The organism is Burkholderia sp. IO2 (assembly GCF_029522185.1).
Classification (GTDB): domain Bacteria; phylum Pseudomonadota; class Gammaproteobacteria; order Burkholderiales; family Burkholderiaceae; genus Burkholderia; species Burkholderia cenocepacia.
The window spans coordinates 1-21,691 of record NZ_JAKWFH010000076.1; the positions used below are offsets into that span (position 1 = coordinate 1).

Below are 21,691 nucleotides of genomic sequence, written 5' to 3' on the forward strand. Positions count from 1 at the left end.
GCGGCCACCGCCGACCTCGACCCGCGCCAGGCCGGCCGCCCGCGCGCCGGCCCCGACGACGCGGCCATCCGCGCGGCCAGCGGCTACCGCTGGGTGCGCGACGGCGCGTTCACGGTCGCGATCTCGCCGCACGCACCGCCCGTGTCGACCTATGCGACCGACGCGCGCACCGTGGTCGGCGCCGATCCCGACTATGCGCAGCTCGTTGCCGACGCGCTCGGCCGCACGCTCGTGCTGCTGCCGATCGCGTGGGCCGACTGGCCGCTCGGGCTGACGTCCGGCAAGTACGACGCGGTGATCTCGAACGTCGGCGTCACCGAGAAGCGCAAGGAGAAATACGATTTCACGACCTACCGGCTCGGGCTGCACGGCTTCTACGTGCGCACCGCCAGCCCGATCGCGAAGATCGCGGAGCCGAAGGACATCGCGGGTTTGCGGATCATCACCGGCGCCGGCACGAGCCAGGAGCGCATCCTGCTCGAATGGAGCAAGCGCAACGTCGCGCAGGGGCTGAAGCCGGCCGAGCTGCTCTATTTCGACGACGATGCGACGGCGCGCGTCGCGCTGCTGTCGGGCCGCGCGGATGCGGAGCTGAACCCGAACGCGTCGCTCGCGTACGAGGCCGCGCGCACCGGCAAGATCCGCCGCGTCGGCGTCGTCAATGCGGGCTGGCCGGCGAATGCGGACGTCGCGATCGCGACGCGCCGCGGCAGCGGGCTCGCGCCGGCGCTGACGCTCGCGACCAATGCGCTGATCGGCAACGGCCGCTACGGGCAGGCGCTCGCGCGCTGGGGTTTGCAGAGCGAGGCGATCGCGCGGGCGGAGACCAATCCGCCGGGGTTGCCGTCGTTCTGAGCGTTCAAGGCAAGCGCCCCGGCATGCCGTGATGGCGATGCCGGGGCGCGTCAACGTGCGGCAGTTCGGCGGGTTCGCCTACGCCGGCACCGCCGCCCGATAGCGGTCGAGCTCCGCAACATGCGTGTGAATCGCCGGGATCAGGTCGCGCCCGTAGGCCAGCGCATCGTCGAGCGGATCGAAACCGCGAATCAGGAACGTCGATACGCCGAGCCGGTAGTACGCGCCGAGCGCACGCGCGACCTGCTCGGGCGTACCGACCAGCGCGGTCGAATTCCAGCGTGCGCCGGTCAGGTTCGCAACGCCCATCCACAGCCGTTCGTCGAGCACGTCGCCCTGCGCGGCGGCGGCCATCAGCCGCTGCGAGCCCGCATTCTGCGGCGCGTGACCGGCGATCGGCTGACCGTTCGCGAGCCGCGCCGCGCGCACGCGTTCGCGGATCGCCTCGGCCTTTTCCCACGCGGCCGCCTCCGTATCCGCGACGATCGGCCGGAACGACACGCTGATGCGCGGCGCCCGCCCGAACGGCGCGGCGGCGGCCCGCACGCGCGCGATCTGCTCGCGCACCGCGTCGAGCGGCTCGCCCCACGTCATGTAGACATCCGCATGCTCGCCCGCGACGGCGAGCGCGGCCGGCGACGAGCCGCCGAAATAGATCGGCACATGCGGCCGCTGCGCGCCCTTCACGACCGGCGACGCCCCGCGCAGCCGGTAGAACGCGCCGTCGTGATCGACCGGCGCATCGGCCAGCCAGATCCGTTTCAGCACGTCGAGATATTCGCCGGTGCGGCGATAGCGGGCATCGTGCGGCACGAAATCGCCGTCGCGCTGCAGATCCGCATCGTCGCCGCCGGACACCACGTTCAGCGCCAGCCTTCCGCCGCTGAACACGTCGAGCGTCGCTATCTGCCGCGCGGCGGCCGACGGCACGATCACGCCCGGCCGGTGCGCGAGCAGGAGACGGATGCGCGCGGTCGCGGCGGCCGCGAACGACGCGACGATGAAGCCGTCCGCCGCGTTGCTGAAATGGCCGATCAGGATCTGGTCGAAGCCGGCGGCTTCGTGCGCCTGCGCGAAGCGGCGCACGTAGTCCGGCTGGACGGCCGCGCCGCCCGGTACGTCGACCTCCGCGCCGGGTGTCGCGGTGATCATGCCGATGATGTCGACTGGCATGTCGGGATGTCCTCGGGTATGTCGATCGGGAAGCGCGGGAATCGTGCAGCGGGCCGCACGGTCACTGCGCGGCGGCGGTCTTCTGCGCAGGCGCCGCGAACGCGCCCGCATACGAGCGGTCGAGCAGCTTCGACGTGTCGTACGCGGCCGGAATCACGCCGGACTTGTGCAGGAAGTCGGCCGTGTTCTGCGCGTCCTTCGCGGCCGTCTCGTCGACCGGGCCGACGCGCTGCCGAGCATTGTTGAGCCAGCGATACGCGACGTCGGGTTCGAGATTCGCGCGTTTCGCCCACAGGTCCGCGTACTCGCGCGGATGGCTGTCGACCCACTGGCGTGCGGCCACCACGCGCCGCAGGAAATCGGTGATCTCCGCGCGCTTGCCCGAGGCGGCCTGCTCGTTCGCGGCGACGAAGCTCAGCGCCGGCATCAGCCCCTGCGCGGTCGTCACGGGCCGCGCGCCCTGCCGTAACGCCAGCGTGCTGACGAACGGCTCCCACAGCGACACCGCATCGACCGAACCGTTCGCGAGCGCGTTGGTCGCGTCGATCGGCATCAGGTACGCGTACTTCACCGAATCGGCGCGCAGGCCCGCGTGTTCGAGCGCGCGCAGCACGAGTTGCTGGCTCCAGGCGCCGCGCCATACCGCGATGGTCTTGCCCTGCAGGTCGGCCACGGTGCGCACCGGCGAGTTTTTCGGCACGAGGATCGCGACGCCGTCGAGACTCTGCCGCGACACCGCGACGACCTTGACCGGCGCGCCGCGCGCGGCCAGCGTGAGCAGCGCGGAATCGCCGAGGAAGCCGAGGTCGATCGCGTTGCCGTTCAGGCTTTCGGCGACCGGCGCGGCGGCCTGGAAGTGCTTCCATTCGATCGTGTAAGGCAGGTCCTTCAGCACGCCGGACGCTTCCATCGATGCCTGGATGTTGAAGTAGTTCTGTTCACCGACGCGCAGCGTGACGGTGTCCTTGGCGATGCCCGGCTGCGCGGCAAGCGCCAGCAACAGCGCCGTGACGATTCGGCTCAGCAACATGATCTCCCGGAAGGTTGGCGGGCGGCCGCGCGACGGCGACGCCCTTGGTCCGCCGTGCGCGACCGCCGGCGGAACGGATGGAACCGGTGAAGATACGTCGATCCACTTCATGACACAAACGCAATATTCTTCTATGCAAAGATGCAAATGTTTTATGAAGCACGCGCGTGCGGCCGCCGCTTCGCCGCCGGCCGCCGCCGCCGCGTGAAGTTCGAACGATTCCTCGATAGATATTTCGCACGCGAAACACATTCCCGACTATATTTCGCATACGAAATAACTGCCCGAGCGAGGACGGCCATGACCTCCGAACCCATCGATTTTTCCGCCGCCGACGGCTACGTACTGCACGGCACGCTGTGGTCGCCGGACGCGCCGCCGCGCGCGCTGGTCCTGATCCATCCGGCGACGGCCGTGCCCGAGCGGCTGTATGCGGGCTTCGCGCGCTTCCTGACCGAGCGCGGTTTCGCGGCGCTGACCTACAACTATCGCGGCATCGGCGCATCGCGGCCCGCGCGGCTGCGCACGCTGCAGGCCCGCATGCGCGACTGGATGGAGCTCGACGTGGGCGCCGCGACCGCGTGGGCCCGGCACACGCATGAAGGGCTCCCGTTGCTGGCGGTCGGCCACAGCGTCGGCGGACACGCGATCGGGCTGTCCGGCGCGACGACGCATCTGCGCGCGGCCGTGCTCGTCGCCGCGCATGCGGGCAGCACGCGGCTGATCGCGCAGGCGGCCGAACGCGTGAAGGTGCGGCTGATCCTGCGCGTGCTCGGCCCGCTGACGTCCGCGCTGCTCGGCTACGTGCCCGGCAAGCGGCTCGGGCTCGGCGAGGATCTGCCGGCCGGCGTGTTCCGCGAATGGAGCCGCTGGACGACGCTGCCGCACTACTTCTTCGACGATCCGACGCTCGGTGCGGCCGAGCGCTTCTCGAAGCAGCAGTTGCCGATCCTCGCGCTCGGCTTCGACGACGATCCGTGGGCGAATCCGGCCGCGATCGGCCTGCTGGTAAGCTATCTGACCCGCGCGAAGGTCGAACGCCGCCAGATCGATCCGCGTGCGGCGGGCAGCGGCCCGGTCGGGCACATGGGCTTCTTTCGCAGCCGGCCCGGCACCGTGCTGTGGCCCGACGTCGCCGACTGGCTCGCGCAGGCGCTCGACACGCCGCGCGCCGCGGGCCGCCCCTCCCTTTCCATTGCAGCCGGGAACCCAGCTTGAGCGAAGACCGACGACTGTTTTTCATGTTGAACATCGGCCAGCGGCGCGTGCAGCGCTGGATCGACCGCAAGGCCGAAACCGAGACGCGCGCGAGCGCCGCGCAGGCCGGCGTGCTGTTCTGTCTCGCGAAACAGGACGGCGCGCTGATCGGCGAAGTCGGCGCGACGCTGCAACTTGCGCCATCCGCGATGACGGGCCTCGCCGACCGGATGGCGAAAGCCGGCCTCATCACGCGTCATGCCGATTCGGACGACGGCCGCGCGACGCGGCTGTACCTGACCGACGACGGCCACGCGGCACTCAAGCGTGCGCGCGTGCTGCTGCGCGAACTCAACGGCAAGCTGTGCGACGGGTTTTCCGACGACGAACTCGACGTCGTCGCGCGCTGGCTGCATGCGTTGCAGGAGCGCTTTCCGGCGGAGCGCTGAACCGCGCTTCACGCGCGCGCGGCCGGCGTGCGCGCGCATCAATCGCAAGCGATTGCGATTCGCGTTTTCGATTCGATTTTCATGCCGCGCAACGGCAAAACTTGCGGGCCCGATGCGCGCTTTCGGCAACGCTTTCCGGCTACGTCCTGTTACAAAAAACCGCCTGTCGCGCGGCATTCGAATCGCCTACATTGCAATCCACTTCGACACATTCGTCGCATGCCCGGACTGGCTTTCCCGTCGGGTCGACATCGCAGACACACCCGACAAGCAATGAAAAGAAGAGGAGTCTTAACCGAAGCGCTGGCGGCATCCAGCGCACGCGGATTGCGATGACTGAAACGGCATGCTGAACGGCACGCAACGACACGCGGCATGATTGCCGCGCCCCGGCTCGCGTTGTCTCGTCGTGCCCCGCCATCGCATTCGCCCCTCACCGAGGAGTCGTCCATGCGACGCATGATCGTGTCCCATCCGCTTGTCACCCGCCTGTCCGCCGCGATGGCGCTGGCCGCCGCTGCCGCGGCGCACGCCGAACCCGTCGTCGTCTCCGGCCCCAGCCCGTTCGCCGCGTGCACCATCGGCGGCCCGGGCACCAACTACGTGAATGCAGAAGTCGAACCGTGGCTCGCGGTCAACCCGGCGAACCCGAACAACATGATCGGCGTGTGGCAGCAGGACCGCTGGTCGAACGGCGGCGCCCACGGGCTCGTCGCCGGCTACACGTTCGACGCCGGCGCGACCTGGGCGCGCACGCCGCAGCCGTTCAGCGCATGCGCGCCGGGCGGGCTGAAATACGAGCGCGCGTCCGATCCGTGGGTATCGTTCGGGCCGGACGGCACCGCGTATTCGGTATCGATCTCGTTCAACCAGTCGAACAACGGCAATGCGGTCGGCGCGTCGGTCTCGACCGATGGTGGGCAAACGTGGAGCAGCCCGGCCGTGCTGATCGCGAACGACGAACCGACGACGCAGTTCTTCAACGACAAGGAATCGGTGACCGCCAACCCGGTGAAGGCCGGCACCGCGTACGCGGTATGGGACCGTCTCGAGCTGCCGAACGGCAATCCGTACGCGAACCTGCACACGAAGGCGTACCGCGGGCCGACGCTGTTCTCGAAGACGACCGACGGCGGCAAGACGTGGAGCGCCGCGAAGGTCATCGTCGACGTGCCGTCGCGCCAGCAGACGATCGGCAACCAGATCGTCGTCGATCCGAAGAGCGGCACGCTCTACGATTTCTTCGACCTGATCCAGCCGCCGTTCAGCAAGGCGGCCGGCAAGGTCGCGTTCATCAAGTCGACCGACGACGGCGCGACGTGGACCCAACCGCAGGTGATCGCCGGACTGCAGACGGTCGGCGTCACGGATCCGAACACCGGCGAACCCGTGCGCACCGGCGACATCATTCCGGAACCCGCGATCGATCCCGCATCCGGGCAACTCTATGTCGTGTGGCAGGACAGCCGCTTCAACGGCGGCGCATACGACGAGATCGCGCTATCGACGTCGAAGGACGGCGGCGCGACCTGGAGCGCGCCGCAACAGGTGAACACGCCGACCGGACGCCCGGCGTTCAATCCGTCGGTGCGCGTCGACAACACGGGTGCGGTGATGGTCACGCACTACGACTTCCGCGACCTGCAGGCCGGCAACACGACGACGCTGCCGACCGGCTTCTGGCGCAAGATCTCGCACGACGGCGGCGCCACGTTCGCCGACGAGCGGCGCGTCGGCGGCCCGTTCGACATGAAGCTCGCGCCCAATGCCGAAGGGTTCTTCATCGGCGACTACCAGGGGCTCGACGTCCTTCCGTCGTCGTCGTTCCATCCGTTCTTCGTGCAGACCAACGCGGGCAACCTGACGAACCGCACCGACGTGTTCTTCGCGCCGTAACGCGAGCCCGACCATCTCGCCGCCGCCCCGCCGCCATGCGTCGCGCGGCGGCGGGCGCAGGTCCCGCGCCTCAATGCATGTCGGTCAGCACGATGCGCCCGTCGACCTTCCCTTCCCGCAGCTTCGCGAATACGTCGTTGATGTTGCCGAGCCGGTCGCGGTGGATGTGCGCGCGCACCAGGCCGTCCGCCGCGAAATCGAGCGATTCCTGCAGATCGCGCCGCGTGCCGACGATCGACCCGCGCACGGTGATGCCGTTCAGCACGGTCGAGAAGATCGGCAGCGGGAAATCGCCCGGCGGCAAACCGTTGAGCGCCACCGTGCCGCCGCGCCGGACCATCCCGAGCGCCTGCGCGAACGCGCTGCGCGACACGGCCGTGACGAGCACGCCGTGCGCGCCGCCGATTTCCTTCTGGATCACTGTTGCGGGGTCGTCGATCGACGCGTCGATCGTCAGGTGCGCGCCCAGTTGCCGCGCCAGCGCGAGCTTGTCGGGGGAAATGTCGATGGCCGCGACGTGCAGGCCCATCGCCCGCGCATACTGCACGGCCACGTGCCCGAGGCCGCCGATGCCGGAAATCGCGAGCCACTGGCCCGGGCGCGTGTCGGTGACGCGAATGCCCTTGTAGACCGTGACGCCCGCGCACAGGATCGGCGCGATCTCGTCGAACGCGACCTGCGCGGGCAACTGGCCGACGTAGTCGGGATCGGCCAGCACGTATTCCGCGTAGCTGCCGTTCACCGAATAGCCGGTGTTCTGCTGACCGTGGCAGAGCGTTTCCCAGCCCGTGCAGCAGTACTCGCAATGGCCGCAGGCCGTATAGAGCCACGGCACGCCGACGCGATCGCCCTCGCGCACGTGCGTGACGCCCGCGCCGACCGCCGCGACGATCCCCACGCCTTCATGGCCCGGGATGAACGGCAGCGACGGCTTGACGGGCCAGTCGCCGTCGGCCGCGTGCAGATCGGTATGGCAAACACCCGACGCCTTGATGTTGACGAGAATCTGGCCGGGCCCCGGTGCCGGAATCGGCACTTCCTCGATGCGCAACGGCGCGCCGAACGCGTGTACCACGGCCGCTTTCATGGTCTGGGTCATGCGTCGCTCCTGTCTGGTCGATGAGCGACTCAGTATCCGGTTCCGGAATCAGAGCACGTTGATACGCGTCAACGCATCGGAACGGATGCAGCAACCGACCCGACGCGCCACGATCGGCATCGTTCGACGTGAAAGCTCGCGCCGTCGATCGCTCGCCGCCCCGCCGCTCGCGCCCCCCTTTCACCGCTCCGACGGAAACCCGACGAGATCCCGCCATTCGGCTTGGAATTTGACATGATATAACATATCATCTCGCGTGCTCGTCCGCCTGACACCGTCCCGACCCGGTGGCCGAGCCTCGCCGAGCCATGTTCCAACGGGTCATTGCGCGTCATAGACGCAACAATATATCGTATCCAGTGGTGACCCGTATCGCTCGTTATCCGATCCGATTCCAACCGATTCACCGACCATGCGCGACCTCCCTCGCTTACCGCTTCGCCCGCTCTCGTCCCTGTCGCTGATGCTGTTCGCCGCCGTCGCCCACGCGCAGACCGATGCACCGGGCGCGTCCGGCACGCCCGCCAACGCATCCGCGCCGCTTGCACCGATCTTCGTGACCGCGAACCCGCTCGGCGACACCGAACTGATCGCCCCGACCGTCCAGCTCTCCGGCGATGCGCTGACACGCCGCCAGGCCGATTCGCTCGGCGAAACGCTCAACGGGCTGCCTGGCGTGTCGACCACCACCTACGGGCCGATGGTCGGTCGGCCGATCATCCGCGGGATGGACGGCGACCGGATCCGGCTGCTGCAGAACGGCGTCGCGGCCTATGACGCGTCGTCGCTGTCGTACGACCATGCGGTGCCGCAGGATCCGCTGTCGATCGAGCGCGTCGAAATCGTGCGCGGGCCGGCCGCGCTGTTGTACGGCGGCAACGCGGTGGGCGGCGTGGTCAACACGATCGACAACCGGATTCCGCGCGAAGCGATCCAGGGCGTGACCGGCGCGCTCGACGCGCGCTACGGCGGCGCGAATTCCGTGCGTGCCGGCGCCGCGCAGGTCGAAGGCGGCAACGGCCGCTTCGCGTTCCACGTCGACGCGTTCGATCGCGAAACGAGCAAGCTGCGGATTCCCGGCTACGCGCGCAGCAGCCAGCAACGCGCGATCGACGGTCCCGACACGCCGCAACCGGAAGGCAACGTGCCGAACAGCGACGGCCGCGTGCACGGCGGTGCGGTCGGCGCGTCGTACACGTGGGCGGACGGTTTCGCAGGCCTGTCGTACAGCGGCTACGAATCGAACTATGGCTCGGTCGCGGAAAGCGACGTGCGGCTGCGGATGCGTCAGGAACGCCTCGCGCTCGCGTCCGAGGTGCGCAACCTGAGCGGGCCGTTCACGACGCTGAAATTCGATTTCGCGTACACCGACTACCGTCACAAGGAAATCGACAACGGCGAGACGGCGACCACCTTCCGCAATCGCGGCTACGAGGCGCGCATCGAGGCGCGCCATCGCAAGATCGGGCCGTTCGAAGGCGCGATCGGCGTGCAGTTCGGCCAGAACACGTTCTCGGCGCTCGGCGACGAAATGCTCGTGCCGTCCACGCGCACCAACAGCGTCGCGCTGTTCGGCCTCGAGGAATGGCAGGTGGTCCCGACGCTGAAGCTGAGCCTCGGCGGCCGCTTCGAGCATGTGAAGGTCGATCCCGATCCGGCCGGCGTCGAGAAATTCGCGGGCGCGCAGCCGCGCGACTTCAACGCGGGCAGCCTGTCGGCCGGCGCGCTGTTCACACTGACGCCGGTCTGGTCGATCGCGGCGAACGTCGCCTACACCGAACGCGCGCCGACCTTCTACGAGCTGTATTCGAACGGCCCGCACGATGCGACCGGCCAGTTCCTGATCGGCAACCCGAACGCGTCGAAGGAAAAGGCCGTGTCGACCGACCTGTCGCTGCGCTATGCGAGCGGGCCGAACCGCGGCAGCGTCGGCGTGTTCTACAACCGCTTCTCGAACTACCTGACCGAGTACAACACCGGCCGCGTCGTGGACGACGACGGCGAACCGGTCGCGCCCGGCACCGACGGCTCGCTCAACGAGGCGATCTACCGCGGCGTGCGCGCGGAGTTCTACGGCATCGAGCTGGACGGCAAGTGGCGGGCATTCTCGCGGCGCGGCCACACGGTCGATCTCGAACTGACGGCCGACTACACGCACGCGCGCAACGTCGACACGGGCCAGCCGCTGCCGCGCATCGCGCCGCTGCGCGCGACGCTCGCGGCCGACTACGGTTACGGCCCGTTCGGCGCGCGCGCGCAGGTCACGCATGCGTGGTCGCAGCATCGCGTGCCCGACGACGACTTCTCGACGGACGGCTATACGTCGCTCGGCGTGATGCTGACGTACAAGTTCCGCGTCGGCCCGACGCACTGGCTCGCGTACCTGCGCGGCGACAACCTGACGAACCAGGAAATTCGCTACTCGACGTCGGTCGTGCGCGGCTTCGCCCCGCAAGGCGGCCGCAGCGTGATGGCCGGATTGCGCACCACGTTCTGACCCTCGCACGGCTCGCGGCGCCCGCCGCGAGCCTTTTGCCGGCGCGCCCCCGAACCGCCCGCGCCTTCCCATTTATCCGTCAATCGATCGCATCGTTTCGCATTGAAACGCACGCCGGATCGCACCCCAATTCGTCCGCAACGAAATTCCGTTATTCACCGGTAAATCAGAAAGAAATCATCAGACAATTATTATAAAGAAGATGGTTTTTGTTTTATCAGTAAAACCGGTTTCAAATCCCCCGCATAACGCATTGAATAAATGCCCTCCCGGCAGCTTATTGATCGGGATCAAGAATGCCCGAGCGACAAGGCTTTCATCACTCGAAAAACGAATATCAGGGTTTTCGAAGGGTAAAGAATCATCGCGAATACCCGTTAAAGCCGGCACGAGCCCGTATCTGGTCGAACTAATAAATTCCATTTGCCAACCACACGCACGGGGGCCCAAACGTGAAAATCGCCAGAATGAGCATCAAAACGAAACTCCTCGGCGGCTTCGGCCTGCTCGCCGCGGTCGTCGTGATCGTGTCGGGCATGGCTCTCAAGGCACTGTCCGACACGAACGCCGAGTTTTCACGCTACATGAACGGCATCAACGCACGGGCGAACCTGTCCGCGCACATCCGCACCGCGGTCGACCGGCGCGCGATCGCCGCGCGCAACCTCGTGCTCGTCACCCGGCCGGCCGACGTCGAGGCCGAGCTGGCCGAGGTGAATCGCGCGCACAAGGACGTGCAGGACCATCTCGCGAAGCTCAAGGAACTCATGGCGAACGCGACCGACACCTCCGATCGCGCACGCGAACTGGTGGCCGACATCGTGCGCATCGAAACCCGCTACGGGCCCGTTGCACTGCGCATCGTCGGGCTCGTGCAGGCCGGCAAGAAGGACGAGGCAACCGCCGATATCGACGACAATTGCCGCCCGTTGCTCGCGCAACTGGTGCGGGCGACCGACGCCTATGCGACCTATACGCACGAACGCGAAACCGAGATCGCGCAGGCCTTCGCGGATCGCTACACGGTCGAGCGCAACCTGCTGGCCGGCATCTGCCTGATCGCCGTCGCGATCGCGGCCTGCGGCGGCCTGTGGCTGACCCGCAAGATCACGGTGCCGATCAGCGCGGCCGTGGACGTCGCGCGCACGGTGGCGAACGGCGATCTCGGCAGCCGCATCGAGGTGCGCGGCAACGACGAAACGCGCGACCTGCTCGACGCGCTGCGGACGATGAACGAACGGCTGATCGGCATCGTCGGCCGCGTACGCGACTCGTCGAACAGCATCGCGCACGCGGTCAGCGAGATTGCGTCGGGCAACCTCGACCTGAGCCAGCGCACCGAGGAACAGGCTGCGTCGCTGCAGGAAACCGCGGCGACGATGGAGGAATTCACGTCGACGGTGCGCCTGAACGCGGAAAACGCGCAACAGGCGAGCACGCTCGCCGCGAATGCGTCGGACGTCGCGCACCGCGGCAGCTCGGTGGTCGGCCGCGTGGTCGACACGATGACGGAGATCGGCCACAGCTCGTCGAAGATCGCCGACATCACGGGCATCATCGAAGGCATCGCGTTCCAGACCAACATCCTCGCGCTCAACGCGGCGGTCGAAGCCGCGCGCGCGGGCGAACAGGGCCGCGGCTTCGCGGTCGTCGCGAGCGAGGTGCGCAATCTCGCGCAGCGCTCGTCGACGGCGGCCAAGGAAATCAAGGAACTGATCACCGCGTCGGTACAGACGATCCGCGACGGCTCGGCGCTCGCGGGCGAAGCCGGCAAGACGATGTCCGACGTCACGCAGGCCGTGGCGCGCGTGACGGACATCATGGGCGAGATCGCGGCCGCGTCGGCCGAGCAGAGCCGCGGCATCGACCAGGTGAACCTGACGATCACGCAGATGGACGAGACGACGCAGCAGAACGCGGCGCTCGTCGAGCAGGCGGCGGCCGCGTCGAAGTCGCTCGAGGCGCAGGGCCGCGAGTTGTCCGAAACGGTCGCCGCGTTCCGGATGCCGTCCGGCGCACATGGCGCGTCGCCCGGCGCGCATGCGCAGGAAGCCGGCCCGCGTCACTGGCAGCCGGCTGCCGCGTAACGGCGGTCGCGAACGAGACGGCGATGCGCACGCTGTTTCGCTTGTGCGCGTGCGCCGCGCTGGCGCGCACCGGACGATGCACGGCCACGCGCGGCACGCGATGCGGCAGCGCGTCGTCGTCACCCGATAACGCGTCCGGAAGTACGCATGCATGGCGACGCGCATCGCCGCTGCGTGCGACGCGTTTCCGGCACGCGCGCGTGTAGGCCGACACGCCGCGCAGCACAGCCGCATTCCGCATCGAAGGTCAGTGCCGCCGATTCGCGTGCCGTCATGCGCGCACATGGATCGCCGACAAAATCGCCCGCCATGCGCGCCACGCGCCGCCTGGCCTTGCACACATTGCGTCCGCAGCCGTGCGCAAGTTTCGGTCCCGCTCCCGCATCGCGCGTTGCCGTGCCGTCGTCACCGATACCGCGCGACAGGCGGGTCCACCTCGTCCGTCGATACAGACTTTTAAAACGCACGAATGACGAGTATCCTAAAAAAGCACTTCTCGACCGGACGGCGAATCGCATGCCCTGACTCCCGTCCGATCGCCATGCGGCCCCATCGTATCGCGCAGCGCGCGCCGATGGCGGCGTCTGCCTCTCGCGCCTTGGCCGCACGAACCTTCCCCCAACAATCGTCAGGAGAGCTGGTGAGCCGACTCGTCGTCGTATCCAATCGCATCGCAGATCCCCGTAAAGCCGCGGCCGGCGGCCTCGCCGTCGCCGTGAAGGACAGCCTGCAGGAAACCGGCGGCGTCTGGTTCGGCTGGAGCGGCAGGCTACGCGGCGGCGACGATCAGGCCGCGCGGGGCGACGACGTGCAGATCCAGAACGTCGGCGGCATCCAGCTCGCGACGATCGATCTCGATCCGCAGGATTACGACGCTTACTACCTCGGCTACTCGAACAACGTGCTGTGGCCGGTGTTTCACTATCGGCTCGACCTCGCGCAGTTCGATCGACGCTTCGCCGACGGTTACCGGCGCGTGAACCAGCTGTTCGCGCGCAAGCTGAGCACGCTGCTGCGGCCCGACGACGTCATCTGGGTGCACGACTACCAGCTGATTCCGCTCGCCGCCGAGCTGCGCGCGATGGGGTGCACGAATCCGATCGGCTTCTTCCTGCACATCCCGATGCCGCCGCCGCCGATCATGGCCGCGATCCCGGAACACGAATGGCTGATGCGCTCGCTGTTCGCGTATGACCTCGTCGGCTTCCAGACCGAATCGGATCTGCTGCACTTCGAGCATTACGTCGAGGCGGAAGCCGGCGCGGCGCGGTTGCCGGACGGCCGGCTGCGCGCGTTCGGCCGCACGCTGTCGGCCGGCGCGTTCCCGATCGGCATCAACGTCGACGAGTTCGAGTCGCTCGCGCGCGATCGCGACGGCCTCGACATGTTCGAGCGGATGCGCGACGAATATTCGCGCCGCCAGTTGCTGGTCGGCGTCGACCGGCTCGATTACACGAAAGGGCTGCCGCAGCGCGTGCATGCGTTCCGCCAGCTGCTCGAACAGTATCCGGAGAACCGCGACCGCGCGACGCTGATCCAGATCGCCGCGCCGAGCCGCGAGGATCTCGGCGCGTACGACGACCTGCGGCGCGAGATGGACAGCCTGTGCGGCGCGATCAACGGCGACTACGGCGAGCTCGAATGGATGCCGATGCGCTACATCCACCGCACCGTCGCGCGCAAGCGCCTGCCGGGCCTCTACCGCGCAAGCCGGGTCGCGCTCGTCACGCCGCTGCGCGACGGGATGAACCTCGTCGCGAAAGAGTTCCTCGCCGCGCAGGACGCGGCCGACCCCGGCGTGCTCGTGCTGTCGCGTTTCGCGGGCGCGGCCGAGCAACTGAAGTCGGCGCTGCTCGTCAATCCGTACGACACGCAGGGCACCGCGCAGGCGATCCAGCGCGCGCTCACGATGCCGCTCGAAGAGCGCCGCCAGCGTCACGCGGCGCTGATGGCGATCATGCGCAAGACCGACGTGCACTGGTGGCGCACGCGCTTTCTCGAAGCGCTCACCGAAGCGGCCGAAGTGGCGGCCGCGGCCGAATCCTGACGCGCTGACGCGCGCTCACGCGCCGGTCGTCGCGCATTCGAGCACGACGCCGTTTGCATCGCGCGCGTCGACCGAAATCGGGATGCGCGCGCATGCTCCCGGTCACCACGCAATACGCATCGAACCGATCGAGCGCGCGCGTCGCGGCCGCGAGGCCGGCCCAGGTCCGGCCGACCGACAGGCGCACGGCCATCGCGCCCACGCGCACCCTGCCCGCTTCGTTCCGCACCATATCGACATCGACATCGACATGCGCGGTGTCCGGCTGCGAATCGACGTGCCGCCGCTCCAGCGCAAACGCCACGCGGCGGCTTCAGCGATCGTGTTCATGCGGCCGGCCGTACGCGACGAAATCGCGCTCGACCGCCGACGCCTGCTCCGTTTCGATCGCACCGCCGCGCGCGCCGGCATCGTCACCGGGCGACGCCGACGTGGCCGACGACGGTTCGATGCGCCCGTCGATCAGCGCCTGCAGCGCGTCGCGCTCGAGCACCTCGCATTGCAGCAGCCGTCGCGCGATGCGTTCGAGCGCGTCGCGCCGTTCGCCGAGCGTCGCCGCGACGCGCACATGCGCATCGGTCAGCAGCGTGCGCACCTCGTCGTCGATCATGCGCGCGGTATGCTCGCTGCAGCGGCCGTCGGCGCCATGCCATGCGCTCGGCATGCCCTGGCGCGCGTCGCCGTCGTCGAACGTCGCGAGCCCGATCTTCTCGCTCATTCCGTATTGCATGACCATGTGGCGCGCCATCGCGGTCGCGCGTTCGAGGTCGTTCTGCGCGCCGGTCGACACATCGCCGAACACGAGTTCTTCCGCCACGCGCCCGCCGAGCAGTGCGTCGATCCGGTCGAGCAACTCGCTGCGCCGCAGGACGTAGCGATCCTCGGTCGGCACCTGCTGCGTGTAGCCGAGTGCGGCGACACCGCGCGGAATGATCGACACCTTCTTCACCGGGTCGCAATGCGCGCGGCTTTCCGCGACGAGCGCGTGGCCGGCTTCGTGATATGCGATCGTCAGCTTCTCCTGCTCGTTCATCACGCGGCTCTTGCGCTCGAGGCCCGTCAGCGCGCGGTCGATCGCTTCGTCGAAATCGGCCATGCCGATCGCCGGCTTGCCAAGTTCGGCCGCATGCAGCGCGGCCTCGTTGACGACGTTCGCGAGATCGGCGCCGACGAAGCCCGGCGTGCGCGACGCAAGCTCGCCGAGATCGACGTCGGCCGCGAGCTTCACGCGCTTCACGTGCACGCCGAGGATCTGGCGGCGGCCGTTCACGTCGGGCCGGTCGATCGCGATGTGGCGATCGAAACGGCCCGGCCGCAGCAGCGCGGGATCGAGGATCTCGGGCCGGTTGGTCGCGGCCATGATGATCACGCCGGAGCCGGCCTGGAAGCCGTCCATCTCGACCAGCAATTGATTGAGCGTCTGTTCGCGCTCGTCGTTGCCCGACATCGGGCCGACGCCGCGCACCTTGCCGAGCGCATCGAGCTCGTCGACGAACACGATGCACGGCGCCTTCTGCTGCGCCTGCTCGAACAGGTCGCGCACGCGCGCGGCCCCCACGCCGACGAACATCTCGACGAACGCCGAGCCGCTGATCGAGAAGAACGGCACGGCCGCCTCGCCGGCCACCGCGCGCGCGAGCAGCGTCTTGCCGGTGCCGGGCGCGCCGACGACGAGCACGCCTTTCGGGATCTTGCCGCCGAGCCGCTGGTAGCGATCGGGGTTGCGCAGGAACGCGACGAGCTGCTGCAGTTCGGCCTTCGCTTCGTCGATGCCGGCGATGTCGTCGAACGTGATGCCGGTTTCCTGCTGCACGTACACGCGCGCCCGGCTCTTGCCCATCCCGGTGAAGTCCTGCAGCCCGCCGCGCTTGCGCAGCATCATGTTCCACACGAACACGAGCAGCATGAGCGGCAGCAGCCACGATGCGAGCGACGCGATCCAGCCGGTGTCGGGCGTGCCGTGATAGCGGATGCCGGCGGCGGTCAGCGTGTCGATCAGGTGTTCGTCGGTCACGCGGCTGGTCGTGAAGCGCCACGGCGTGCCGGCCTGCTGCACGACCGCGGCGTCGGACGCCGGCAGCAGCGTGCCGGCCTGCGGCATCTTCAGCGTGCCCGAGATCGACGCGGGGCCGACCTCGAGATCGTCGACCAGCCGCGCGGCGACGAGCCGGTGGAAATCGCTGTATGCGATCGGTGTCGACGTCGGATGCAACATCAGCAACTGCGCGGCGAACAGCACGAAGAAGCCCGCCGCGATCAGCAATCCCGGGTAGTCGAATTTCCTGTCCATGGCATCGGGCCGGCCGTATCTGCTGCGCGGCGTGCGCTCACGCCGGCACGCGCGCGCAACCGGTACGCGGCCGCGGCAGCCATGCGAAAACGCCATGCATCCACGTCATCGTCGCCTCGCTGTCTCGCGTCGTTCGTCGCATCGATGCCGCCTCGGCAACCCGTGGGCCGGCGTCGCCGGGCAATCCTCGCCCGGGCGGCGCGCCGCGACGCGCCGCCCCTGATTCCAGTCTAGTTCGCGCGTGGACGTCGCGCAGCGCTCGCGGCGCAAGCGTCGAATCGTCCGACAAACGGCTTTCATCCGCCCCCTTGCCGCGCTATAGTCGCGCTCATGACATTTTTGTGACAGTCGCATCGTGCCGCCGCGCGCGATGCCGGCCGTTGCATCCCGCGCCGCATTCGCCGCAGCCCGCGCGGCCGCCGGGCGCGCATCGAACGACCCGCCCACCCGCCCACCCGAGGAGCCCACGACGTGAACGACACCCCCGATCGCCCCGACGACCTTCCCGCCGATCCCGACCGCCGCCGCTTACTCGGCGGCCTCGCCGCGCTCGGCGCCGGTGTCGCGCTCGCCGGCTGCGAAACCACCGCAGGCAACGCGCCGCGTTCGGCCGCCGACCTGCGCATCGACGAGGCGTTGCGCCAGCGCGTGCGCCACATCGTCGTGATCTATGCGGAAAACCGCAGCTTCGCGAACCTGTACGGCGATTTCCCGGGTGTCCGTTATCCGCTGAGCGAAGTGCGGCCCGAGCATGCGCAGCAGCTCGACCGCGACGGCAAGACGCCGCTGCCGGTGCTGCCGAAGATCTGGGGCGGGCTCGTGCCGCAGGCGCAGGAAGTGGACGGCAAGCGCTACGCGATCGCCGAGCGCGACATCGACAAGCTGCCGAACGCGCCGTTCCGGATTGCCGATGCGCAGGGCAAGCCGCTGCCGAACGGCGTGATCACGCGCGACCTGTGGCACCGCTTCTACCAGAACCAGATGCAGATCGCCGGCGGCCGCAACAACCAGTTCGCCGCGTGGGCCGATTCGGGCGGCCTCGTGATGGGCCATTACCGCAATTCGGCCGACACGCTGCGGCTGTGGAATCTCGCACGGCAATACACGCTGTGCGACAACTTCTTCATGGCCGCCTTCGGCGGTTCGTGGATGAACCACATGTTCCTGATTTCCGCGCAGCCGCCGCGGTATCCGGACGCGCACAAGCATCCGCATGCGGCGAAGCTGCTGTCGAAGGTCGAAGGCGACGATCCGGCCGGCACGCGCCTGAAGCTCGCCGACGATTCGCCCGCGTCCGCGCTCGACGGCCCGCCGAAATTCGCGGTCGACGGCCCGCTCACGCCGGACGGCTACGGCGTGAACACGATGGCCCCGCCGTACCAGCCGAGCTACGTGCCGCCGCCCGATCCGGGCAATGCCGCGTATGCGGACCCGGCCGACCATCGCGTGATGCCGCCGCAGGGCTACGCGACGATCGGCGATCGCCTGTCGGAAAGGAACATCGACTGGGCGTGGTACAGCGGCGCGTGGCAGTACGCGCTCGAGCATCGCGACACGGGCACGGTGCCCGATTTCCAGTACCACCACCAGCCGTTCAACTACTTCGTGAACTACGCGCCGGGCACCGAAGCGCGCCGCAAGCACCTGCGCGACGCGGGGCTCGGCGACGAGCCGTCGACCAACCACTTCATCGCCGACATCGACGCGGGCCGCCTGCCGGCCGTCACGTTCTACAAACCGCAGGGCAACCTGAACATGCACGCGGGCTATGCGGACATCGAATCGGGCGACCGTCACATCGCGACCGTGATCGACCATATCCGGCGCGGCCCGCAATGGGAGAACACCGTGATCGTGATGACGCACGACGAAAACGGCGGCTGGTGGGATCACGTCGCGCCGCCGGTCGGCGACCGCTGGGGCCCCGGCTCGCGGATTCCGGCGCTCGTGATCTCGCCGTTCGCGAAAAAGGGCTTCGTCGATCACACGCTGTACGACACGAACTCGATCCTGCGCTTCATCAGCCGCGTGCACGGGCTCGCGCCGCTCGACGGCGTGGTCCTGCGCGACAACGCGTTCGCCGCGCGCGGCGCGACGCCGCCGGGCGACCTGACGAACGCACTCGAGCTCGGCTGACCGCCAGCCGGTCGTCGCAAACGACGACGCCCCGGGCCATCCGATGAATGGTCCGGGGCGTCGTTCGTTTCAGGCCCGGCGGCGCTACGCGGCGCTGCGCACTGCGTCGCGCACGGCCAGCGCCGCATGACGGCCGGCCTGTCGGCCGAAGAACGTCGCGTCGGCCAATGACAGCCCCGAACTGTATCCGGCGCCCCAGCGCGGCAGCCCGCACGTCGTGCGACCGGCTGCGTAGAGCCCCGGCACCGGCGTACGCGTCGCATCGAGCACCTGGCCGGTGGGCAGCGTATCGAGCCCACCGAGCGTGAAGTGCGGATAGAACGCGTAGTCGATCCGGCAATCGAGCGCGACGAACGGCGGCTCGATCAGCGGCTGCAGCCACTGCTTCGCCTTGTGGAACAGCGGATCGACGCCGTCGGCCGCATGGCGGTTGTAGACGTCGACGGTCGCCGTCAGCGTGCCGGCCGGCATCCGCAGGTCGCGTTCGACCTCCTCCCAGGTTTCGCCGGCCGCCGCGATGCCGATTCGCGCGATGGCGGGCGGCTCCTGGTACGTCGCGTGATCGACGAGCAGGTAGATGCGATCGTCGGCCTGATGGAACGCATGATGGCCGGTGCGGCCGTGATAGCCGTCCTCGTTGACGAAGCGCTGCCCGCGCGCGTTCACGAAAATGCCCTTGATCAGCGCTTCGGGCGCGTAGAACGGCAGGCTGACGAAGCCCTCGTCCATGTGGATCGCCGCACCGCCCGCGCTCTGGCCGAGCAGGATGCCCGACCCGTCGTCGCCCGGGCTGCCGATCGGCTCGTCCGAGCGCAGGAATTGCGGCGCATGCCGGCGCACCATGTCGCGGTTCATCGCGAAACCGCCCGCGCACAGGATCACCGCACGGCGCGCACGCACGAACACCGTGTCGCCATACGCGCGCAGCACGACGCCGCGTACCGCGCCGCCGTCGTCGACGATCAGCGCCACCGCGCGCGTGTCGTAGCGCGTGGCCACGCCGAGCGCCGCGACACGCTCGGCCAGCACGCGCATCAGCAGTTGCCCGCCGCCCCAGCCCGGCCATTGCGGCGTGTGGCCGCGCGGGCACGGCTTCGCGGCCTCGCTGAACGGCCAGGCTTCCTCGCTGCCCGACCAGATCAGGCAGTCGTCCGTTTCCGGTTCGACGATCCGCTCGGCGATGAACGTGTTCTTGTACGTCACACCCTGCGCGACGAGCCAGTCGTGGTGCGCCAGGCTCTCGTTCGCATAGAGGCGCACCTTCGCGTCGTCCGCGTCGCGGCCGCCCGCGAGCATCAGGTAGCGATACAGGTCCTCGGTGTCGTCGGTGAAGCCGGCCTGCCGCTGCGCGGGCGTGCCGCCGCTGCCGCCGAGGTAGATCTCGCCGCCCGACAGCGCGCTCGTGCCGCCGTAGCTCGACGCGCGCTCGACGATCAGCGTGTCCGCGCCGGCGCTCGCGGCCTCGATCGCGGCACACGCGCCGGCCGCGCCGAAGCCGACGATCACGACGTCGTGGTCGGCGTCCCAGCGGTGCACGTCGCGCAGGTTCAGGGGATGGGTCAGGGAATAGTCGAATGACATGACGAATGGATCGGCGTGGAGGAAATTTGCGGGATGCTGCGGACGCGGCGATGGCCGCCCGCGTGGACGACCTGACGCGAAGCAGCGTGGTCGATACGAAGCCCATGCGCCGCGCGGATGGAACGCCGACGACATGAAACCTGACCGGCTACGCTGCCTGATGCGACACGCCACGTGTCGTATCGCGTGCGCTCGCCGAAAGCGGTCCACGCGCCATCGCGCCGCGATGGCGCCCTTCCTGCGCGGTTCGAGCCCGCACCGGCGTCACATGCCGCGCAGCGCGGCGAAACCGAAGTGCGACGGATCGATCGGCACGCACCCGGTCGGCAACCCGTTCGGATCGACCGAGCGGCATTGCAGGATGCCGGCCGCATACGGCGGCGACGGGACTTCGTCCGCGCCGTATCGCGCCATCGCCATGGCAGCGAACGTGCCCATCGCCAGTACGCACAGCTTGCGAGTCGTCAGTCTCATGATCGTCATCCCCTCCGGTTGGCCGCTGGTGCGGTTCGTGTCCGGCGTGCCTCGCGTGCCGCACCGGATGACTGCACGGTAGCCAGCGCCAGGCCGGCGGCCATCGTCCGTTTCGACTAGGGGCAAACGCTGAGCGGACCGGGCGCCGCATGTCGCGCCGCAGCATCGATACCGACGGCATCGCATGCCTGCGGGGCAGGCAATCACGTGACACGCCTTGCTCGACCGGTCGCTTCAATCGTCAGACGCATGTCCTGCTTCGTCACCGCATCGCACCATCGACTCGCGCGCGTACGCCGCGCGCCGGCCGTCCCCGGTGTTTTCCCCGACCCCGGCCCTGCTCCGTATGGGTGATGAAGGTCGAACGGTCCAGTGCGAACCTGCGCATCGACGTCGCAATGCCGCCGCGTTCGCATACGCGACGCGACCGACTCTTTCCGTTCTTCCACGGGAGCACTGCATGACCGATTCGCATTCGCGCCACGCGCTGTACGAGCTTGCGTGCCGCTACGCCCAGGCCGTCGACCGGCGCGACTGGCCTCGCCTCACCGCCCTCTTCACCGCCGACGCCACGCTGGCCGGCCCCGGCTTCCGCTTCGACGACCGCGACGCGATCGTCGCCGGCATGCGCGTGATCGAGCGTTACGACGCGACCCAGCATCACGTACACAACCAGCTCGTCACGCTCGACGGCGGCGAGGCCGATGTCGAGACCTACGGCGTCGCATGCCACGTGTACGTGCGCGACGGCGTGAAGCGCAAGCTCGACTGGGGGCTGCGCTATCGCGACCGCTGCGTGTTCGACGGCGACACGTGGCGCTTCGCCGCGCGCACGCTGCACGTCGACTGGTCGCAGGATCTGCCGCTGGAAGGCTGAACG

Annotated in this window: 17 protein-coding genes; 9 read left to right on the plus strand and 8 right to left on the minus strand. The window is 68.7% G+C overall.

Annotated elements, in window-relative coordinates; translation table 11 throughout:
- Window positions 1-855, plus strand: an 855-nt coding sequence (locus MMB92_RS31680) for an ABC transporter substrate-binding protein (RefSeq protein ID WP_277563177.1), incomplete at its 5' end; no start/stop codon positions are given.
- Between the two features lie 78 nt (window positions 856-933).
- On the opposite strand, the gene MMB92_RS31685 is transcribed toward MMB92_RS31680, so the two are convergent.
- Both MMB92_RS31685 and MMB92_RS31690 read right to left on the minus strand, forming a co-directional pair.
- Complete coding sequence (locus MMB92_RS31685) at window positions 934-2,028, minus strand: LLM class flavin-dependent oxidoreductase (RefSeq protein WP_084751460.1); 1,095 nt, start codon at window positions 2,026-2,028, stop codon at window positions 934-936.
- Window positions 2,029-2,089: 61 nt separating this feature from the next.
- Window positions 2,090-3,058 carry an ABC transporter substrate-binding protein gene (locus MMB92_RS31690; RefSeq protein ID WP_006494828.1) on the minus strand — a complete coding sequence of 323 codons (969 nt, stop codon included), beginning with the start codon at window positions 3,056-3,058 and terminating at the stop codon, window positions 2,090-2,092.
- Between the two features lie 300 nt (window positions 3,059-3,358).
- Between MMB92_RS31690 and MMB92_RS31695 the strand changes: the two genes are divergently transcribed.
- The 3 genes from MMB92_RS31695 (at window position 3,359) to MMB92_RS31705 (ending at window position 6,600) form a co-directional block, all read left to right on the plus strand.
- Window positions 3,359-4,276, plus strand: a complete 918-nt coding sequence (locus tag MMB92_RS31695) for an alpha/beta hydrolase (protein ID WP_006494826.1) — start codon at window positions 3,359-3,361, stop codon at window positions 4,274-4,276.
- Entirely contained in the window at window positions 4,273-4,704 is a 432-nt protein-coding gene (locus MMB92_RS31700) for a MarR family transcriptional regulator (RefSeq protein ID WP_006483055.1), read from the plus strand. Before MMB92_RS31695 ends, MMB92_RS31700 begins: the two co-directional genes overlap by 4 nt.
- A gap of 450 nt (window positions 4,705-5,154) precedes the next feature.
- Window positions 5,155-6,600, plus strand: a complete 1,446-nt coding sequence (locus MMB92_RS31705; RefSeq protein ID WP_034202319.1) for a sialidase family protein — start codon at window positions 5,155-5,157, stop codon at window positions 6,598-6,600.
- A gap of 70 nt (window positions 6,601-6,670) precedes the next feature.
- Here the strand turns inward: MMB92_RS31705 and adhP are convergent, their stop codons facing one another.
- Window positions 6,671-7,699, minus strand: coding sequence for an alcohol dehydrogenase AdhP (adhP, locus tag MMB92_RS31710; RefSeq protein ID WP_006483046.1), 1,029 nt, complete (start codon window positions 7,697-7,699; stop codon window positions 6,671-6,673).
- A 412-nt stretch (window positions 7,700-8,111) separates the two neighbouring features.
- On the opposite strand from adhP, the gene MMB92_RS31715 reads away from it, so the two are divergent.
- A complete protein-coding gene (locus MMB92_RS31715) occupies window positions 8,112-10,196 on the plus strand; it encodes a TonB-dependent receptor (protein WP_230878078.1) in 2,085 nt (694 codons plus the stop codon).
- A gap of 180 nt (window positions 10,197-10,376) precedes the next feature.
- Here MMB92_RS31715 and MMB92_RS31720 read toward each other — a convergent pair whose 3' ends face one another.
- Complete coding sequence (locus tag MMB92_RS31720; RefSeq protein ID WP_127447482.1) at window positions 10,377-10,619, minus strand: hypothetical protein; 243 nt, start codon at window positions 10,617-10,619, stop codon at window positions 10,377-10,379.
- 44 nt (window positions 10,620-10,663) lie between these two features.
- Between MMB92_RS31720 and MMB92_RS31725 the strand changes: the two genes are divergently transcribed.
- Together MMB92_RS31725 and otsA are read left to right on the plus strand one after the other, a co-directional pair.
- Entirely contained in the window at window positions 10,664-12,283 is a 1,620-nt protein-coding gene (locus MMB92_RS31725) for a methyl-accepting chemotaxis protein (RefSeq protein ID WP_077176904.1), read from the plus strand.
- Window positions 12,284-12,923: 640 nt separating this feature from the next.
- Window positions 12,924-14,330 (plus strand): alpha,alpha-trehalose-phosphate synthase (UDP-forming), encoded by a 1,407-nt coding sequence (gene otsA / locus MMB92_RS31730; RefSeq protein ID WP_006483013.1) that lies wholly within the window; start codon window positions 12,924-12,926, stop codon window positions 14,328-14,330.
- Here the strand turns inward: otsA and MMB92_RS31735 are convergent.
- Both MMB92_RS31735 and ftsH read right to left on the minus strand, forming a co-directional pair.
- Entirely contained in the window at window positions 14,290-14,634 is a 345-nt protein-coding gene (locus MMB92_RS31735) for a hypothetical protein (protein ID WP_230878077.1), read from the minus strand. The genes otsA and MMB92_RS31735 overlap by 41 nt on opposite strands.
- Before the next feature lie 9 nt (window positions 14,635-14,643).
- Entirely contained in the window at window positions 14,644-16,620 is a 1,977-nt protein-coding gene (gene ftsH / locus MMB92_RS31740) for an ATP-dependent zinc metalloprotease FtsH (protein ID WP_077056814.1), read from the minus strand.
- A 471-nt stretch (window positions 16,621-17,091) separates the two neighbouring features.
- Here ftsH and MMB92_RS31745 point away from each other — a divergent pair, with 471 nt between their 5' ends.
- Window positions 17,092-18,756, plus strand: coding sequence for an acid phosphatase (locus MMB92_RS31745; RefSeq protein ID WP_077056815.1), 1,665 nt, complete (start codon window positions 17,092-17,094; stop codon window positions 18,754-18,756).
- 84 nt (window positions 18,757-18,840) lie between these two features.
- Here the strand turns inward: MMB92_RS31745 and MMB92_RS31750 are convergent, their stop codons facing one another.
- Window positions 18,841-20,337 carry an FAD-dependent oxidoreductase gene (locus MMB92_RS31750; RefSeq protein ID WP_006483070.1) on the minus strand — a complete coding sequence of 499 codons (1,497 nt, stop codon included), beginning with the start codon at window positions 20,335-20,337 and terminating at the stop codon, window positions 18,841-18,843.
- 264 nt (window positions 20,338-20,601) lie between these two features.
- Window positions 20,602-20,811 carry a hypothetical protein gene (locus MMB92_RS31755; protein ID WP_006483048.1) on the minus strand — a complete coding sequence of 70 codons (210 nt, stop codon included), beginning with the start codon at window positions 20,809-20,811 and terminating at the stop codon, window positions 20,602-20,604.
- Between the two features lie 460 nt (window positions 20,812-21,271).
- On the opposite strand from MMB92_RS31755, the gene MMB92_RS31760 reads away from it, so the two are divergent.
- Complete coding sequence (locus tag MMB92_RS31760) at window positions 21,272-21,688, plus strand: nuclear transport factor 2 family protein (protein ID WP_077056816.1); 417 nt, start codon at window positions 21,272-21,274, stop codon at window positions 21,686-21,688.
- Window positions 21,689-21,691: the final 3 nt, after the last annotated feature.